The 4313-nt window shown below is 58.6% G+C and carries 5 protein-coding genes and 1 pseudogene; 4 read left to right on the top strand and 2 right to left on the bottom strand.

What is annotated here, in order from left to right:
* Together ERD80_RS12490 and pstB are read left to right on the top strand one after the other, a co-directional pair.
* On the top strand, positions 1–484 hold a 484-nt coding region (locus tag ERD80_RS12490; protein WP_248295857.1), incomplete at its 5' end, for an ABC transporter permease subunit.
* A gap of 12 nt (positions 485–496) precedes the next feature.
* Complete coding sequence (gene pstB, locus ERD80_RS12485; protein WP_136547117.1) at positions 497–1264, top strand: phosphate ABC transporter ATP-binding protein PstB; 768 nt, start codon at positions 497–499, stop codon at positions 1262–1264.
* A gap of 135 nt (positions 1265–1399) precedes the next feature.
* On the opposite strand, the gene purN is transcribed toward pstB, so the two are convergent.
* Positions 1400–2038 (bottom strand): phosphoribosylglycinamide formyltransferase, encoded by a 639-nt coding sequence (gene purN, locus ERD80_RS12480; protein WP_136547115.1) that lies wholly within the window; start codon positions 2036–2038, stop codon positions 1400–1402.
* Positions 2035–3075 carry a phosphoribosylformylglycinamidine cyclo-ligase gene (gene purM / locus ERD80_RS12475; RefSeq protein WP_021506588.1) on the bottom strand — a complete coding sequence of 347 codons (1041 nt, stop codon included), beginning with the start codon at positions 3073–3075 and terminating at the stop codon, positions 2035–2037. Before purM ends, purN begins: the two co-directional genes overlap by 4 nt.
* A 239-nt stretch (positions 3076–3314) precedes the next feature.
* On the opposite strand from purM, the gene upp reads away from it, so the two are divergent.
* Together upp and ERD80_RS12465 are read left to right on the top strand one after the other, a co-directional pair.
* Positions 3315–3941, top strand: coding sequence for a uracil phosphoribosyltransferase (upp, locus tag ERD80_RS12470; protein WP_010617600.1), 627 nt, complete (start codon positions 3315–3317; stop codon positions 3939–3941).
* A 218-nt stretch (positions 3942–4159) separates the two neighbouring features.
* Positions 4160–4313, top strand: a pseudogene (locus ERD80_RS12465) (solute carrier family 23 protein); the annotation flags it as partial.

Genomic DNA, 4313 nt, shown 5'->3' with positions numbered 1-4313 from the left:
GCTGGTGGCGGCGCTGGCGATGGGCTTCGCGCTGGTGCCGCTGATCTTTACCCTGGCGGAAGATGCGTTGTTTAGCGTGCCGGTGGCACTGGGGCAGGGCTCGCTGGCGCTGGGCGCAACCCAGGCAGAAACCCTGTGGCGCGTGGTGCTGCCGCTGGCGGTACCGGCAATGCTCACCGGCCTGATTCTGGCGGTGGCGCGCGCCGCCGGCGAAACCGCACCGCTGATGCTGGTGGGCGTGGTCAAAATGGTGCCAGAGCTGCCGGTCGATGCGGTGTTTCCTTACCTGCATCTTGACCGTAAATTTATGCATCTCGGTTTTCAGATTTACGATCTGGCTTTCCAGAGCCCGAACATCGACGCCGACCGACCGCTGGTGTATGCCACGGCACTGCTGCTGGTGGCGATCATTCTGTCGCTCAATCTGCTGGCGATGGTGCTGCGCCATCGCCTGCGCGAGCGCTACCGGCTAATGACGCACTAAAAAGGTTTACACATGACGCCCGATTACGCTATTGCGCTCACCGTTAATCAGCTGTCGCTGTGGTACGGCGAACGCCAGGCGCTGAATAACATTGATTTGCAGATCCCGAAGCATCGCATCACGGCGCTGATTGGGCCCTCCGGCTGCGGTAAATCGACGCTGCTGCGCTGCTTCAATCGCATGAACGACGTGATTGATGGCTGCCGCATCGAAGGTGAGATTCTGCTCGATAGCCACGCGGTGATGCAGTCGAACCAGGATCTGCCGGCGCTGCGGCGGCGCATCGGCATGGTGTTCCAGCGCCCCAATCCGTTTCCCAAGTCGATCTATGAGAATGTGGTTTACGGTCTGCGTTTGCAGGGCGTGCGCGATCGTCGCGTGCTGAATGAGGCCTGCGAGCGCGCGCTGCGGGCGGCGGCGCTGTGGGGCGAAGTGAAAGATCAGCTGGGGCAGAATGCGCTGACGCTGTCGAGCGGTCAGCAGCAGCGTCTGGTGATTGCGCGCGCCATCGCCATCGAGCCGGAAGTGCTGCTGCTGGATGAACCCACCTCGGCGCTGGATCCGATCTCGACGCTGGTGATTGAAGAGTTGATGACCACGCTGAAGCAGCATTTCACGCTGGTGCTGGTGACGCACAACATGCAGCAGGCCGCGCGCGTATCCGATTATACCGCGTTTATGCATAACGGGCAGCTGGTGGAGTTTGATGAAACCGACCGGATTTTCACCGCACCGCAGGCGCGGCGCACCGAGGATTATATTACCGGCCGGTTTGGATAAGTATTGTTAGGTTAGCGCGAAGAATCGCGCCGCTACGAAATGTGCAAAGAAATCATGCAGTAATAAAACCCGGCACAGCCCCGTAGCGGCGCAATTTATTGCGCAATTCCTGCAAGCGCACGGCGTTAAGGTCAATCAATCGTGCGTATAACCTTCCGGCGGCAGCGGTTCGCCATCCAACCACGCTTTGCCCGCGCGCATCTGCAAGCGACCTTCGACAAACCAGCTGATCACCAGCGGGTAAATCGCGTGCTCCTGATGCTGCACGCGGGCGCTGATCTCAGCTTCGTCATCGTCAGCAAATACCGGCACGCGCGCCTGCAGAATGATCGGTCCACCGTCCAGCTCATCAGTCACAAAATGCACCGACGTACCGTGTTCCGCGTCTCCGTTCGCCAGCGCCTGGCGATGCGTATGCAAACCGGGATATTTCGGCAGCAGCGACGGATGAATATTCAGCAGACGATCGTGATAATGCGCGACAAACGCCGGGCTCAGAATGCGCATATAACCGGCCAGCACCACCAGATCCGGCGCATAAGCGTCGATCTGCTGCATCAGCTGGCGGTCAAAGGCGTCGCGATCGGTGAAATCCTGCGCGGACAGCGCGTGAGCAGGCACGCTGGCCTGCTGCGCCCGCGTCAGACCATAGGCCGAGGCTTTATTACTGAAAACGGCAGCCACGCTGCCGTTGATACGCCCGCTCTCGCAGGCGTCGAGGATGGACTGAAGATTGCTGCCGTTGCCGGAGATCAGTACAACCAGTTTCTTCATGGGTTAATAACCACACGCTCTTCGGCATCAGACGCGTTAATCACGCCAATTTTCCACGCCTGCTCGCCAGCCGCGGTCATCAGCTGTACCGCTTTGTCGGCATCGGCCGGGCTCAGCGCAATCACCATGCCCACGCCGCAGTTAAAGGTGCGGTACATCTCGTGACGGCTGACGTTACCGGCCTGCTGCAGCCAGCTGAATACCGCCGGCCACTGCCAGCTTTTCTCGTCAATCACCGCCTGGGTGTTATCCGGCAGGACGCGCGGAATGTTTTCCCAGAAGCCGCCGCCGGTCAGGTGGGCAATGGCGTGCACGTCCACCTGCTCAATCAGGCTAAGGATATTTTTCACGTAGATGCGGGTCGGCGCCAGCAGGTGATCGGCCAGCGGTTTGCCTTCCAGCTGTTTGGTGGTGGGATCGGTCTGGCTGACTTCAAGAATTTTACGCACCAGCGAGTAGCCGTTAGAGTGCGGACCGCTGGAGCCCAGCGCGATCAGCACGTCGCCATCCTGCACTTTGCTGCCGTCGATGATCTCGGACTTTTCCACCACGCCGACGCAGAAACCGGCCACGTCGTAATCTTCGCCGTGATACATGCCCGGCATCTCAGCGGTTTCACCGCCGACCAGCGCACAGCCCGACTGCAGACAGCCTTCGGCGATACCGGTGATCACCGCGGAGGCGGTATCTACATCCAGCTTGCCGGTGGCGTAATAGTCGAGGAAGAACAGCGGCTCAGCGCCCTGTACCACCAGATCGTTCACGCACATCGCGACCAGATCGATGCCGATGCTGTCGTGGCGTTTGAGATCCATCGCCAGACGCAGCTTGGTGCCGACGCCATCAGTTCCGGAGACCAGCACCGGCTCGCGGTATTTCTGCGGCAGCGCACACAGCGCGCCAAAGCCACCCAGTCCACCCATCACTTCCGGGCGGCGGGTTTTCTTTACTACGCCTTTAATACGGTCAACCAGATCGTTACCAGCATCAATATCAACACCGGCGTCTTTGTAGCTGAGAGAGGTTTTGTCGGTCACTGCGGAATCCCCACGCGATTGCGGTTGGTGGCAAAAATTAAGCGCGGCAATTCTACCAGCGCAGGCAAACGTTTGCGAGTCCCATCTCAGGGCACCTTTGCAGCGTGCTGATTTTTCGCTAATCCTTATTCTCAGGCGATTTGTGCACGTTACCTGACCAATCACCGGTGGCGCGGCGGTAAAAAGGCGGTATAATCCGGCGATTTTTTTTAGCTCAACTCAATTCCGGGAGAATAATCATGAAGATCGTGGAAGTCAGACACCCGCTGGTCAAACATAAACTGGGCCTGATGCGTGAGCATGATATCAGCACCAAGCGCTTCCGCGAGCTGGCCTCGGAAGTGGGCAGCTTACTGACCTATGAAGCCACCGCCGATCTCGAAACCGAGCGCGTGACCATTGAAGGCTGGAACGGTCCGGTCGACGTCGATCAAATCAAAGGCAAAAAAATTACCGTCGTCCCGATTCTGCGTGCTGGCCTTGGCATGATGGAAGGTGTGCTGGAACACGTACCGAGCGCGCGCATCAGCGTGGTGGGCGTTTACCGTGACGAAGAGACGCTGGAGCCGGTGCCTTACTTCCAGAAGCTGGTGTCAAACATCGAAGAGCGTATGGCGCTGGTGGTTGACCCGATGCTGGCGACCGGCGGCTCGATGATCGCCACCATCGATCTGCTGAAGAAAGCCGGCTGCAACAGCATTAAAGTGCTGGTGCTGGTGGCCGCGCCGGAAGGCATTGCCGCGCTGGAGAAAGCGCATCCGGACGTTGAGCTGTACACCGCGTCAATCGATCAGGGCCTGAACGAGAAGGGGTACATTATCCCGGGCCTCGGCGACGCCGGCGACAAGATTTTCGGAACCAAATAAATAAACCAGCCGGCCAGAGAGTCGGCTTTTTTTTGGCAAAAATACCGTTCAGTCATACACCGTATCGACAGGATGCACATTTTGTAGCAGCGCGATTTATCGCGCTGATGCCGGGCAAGCTATGGTGCCCATCCGGACAAGGCGCAATCAATTGCGCCACTACGATAAGGTGCGGCGTTGACGAACGAGCATAAAAATAAACGTATAGGGGATAAATGATGACTCGCAGAGCCATAGGCGTTAGCGAACGCCCACCGCTTCTTCAAACCATTCCGCTCAGCCTGCAGCACCTGTTCGCCATGTTCGGCGCCACCGTGCTGGTGCCGATTCTGTTCCACATCAACCCGGCCACCGTGCTGCTGTTCAACGGCG

The organism is Pantoea sp. R102 (assembly GCF_004916815.1).
Taxonomy (GTDB): Bacteria; Pseudomonadota; Gammaproteobacteria; order Enterobacterales; family Enterobacteriaceae; genus Pantoea; species Pantoea dispersa.
This window is presented reverse-complemented; position numbering and strand designations above follow the sequence as displayed.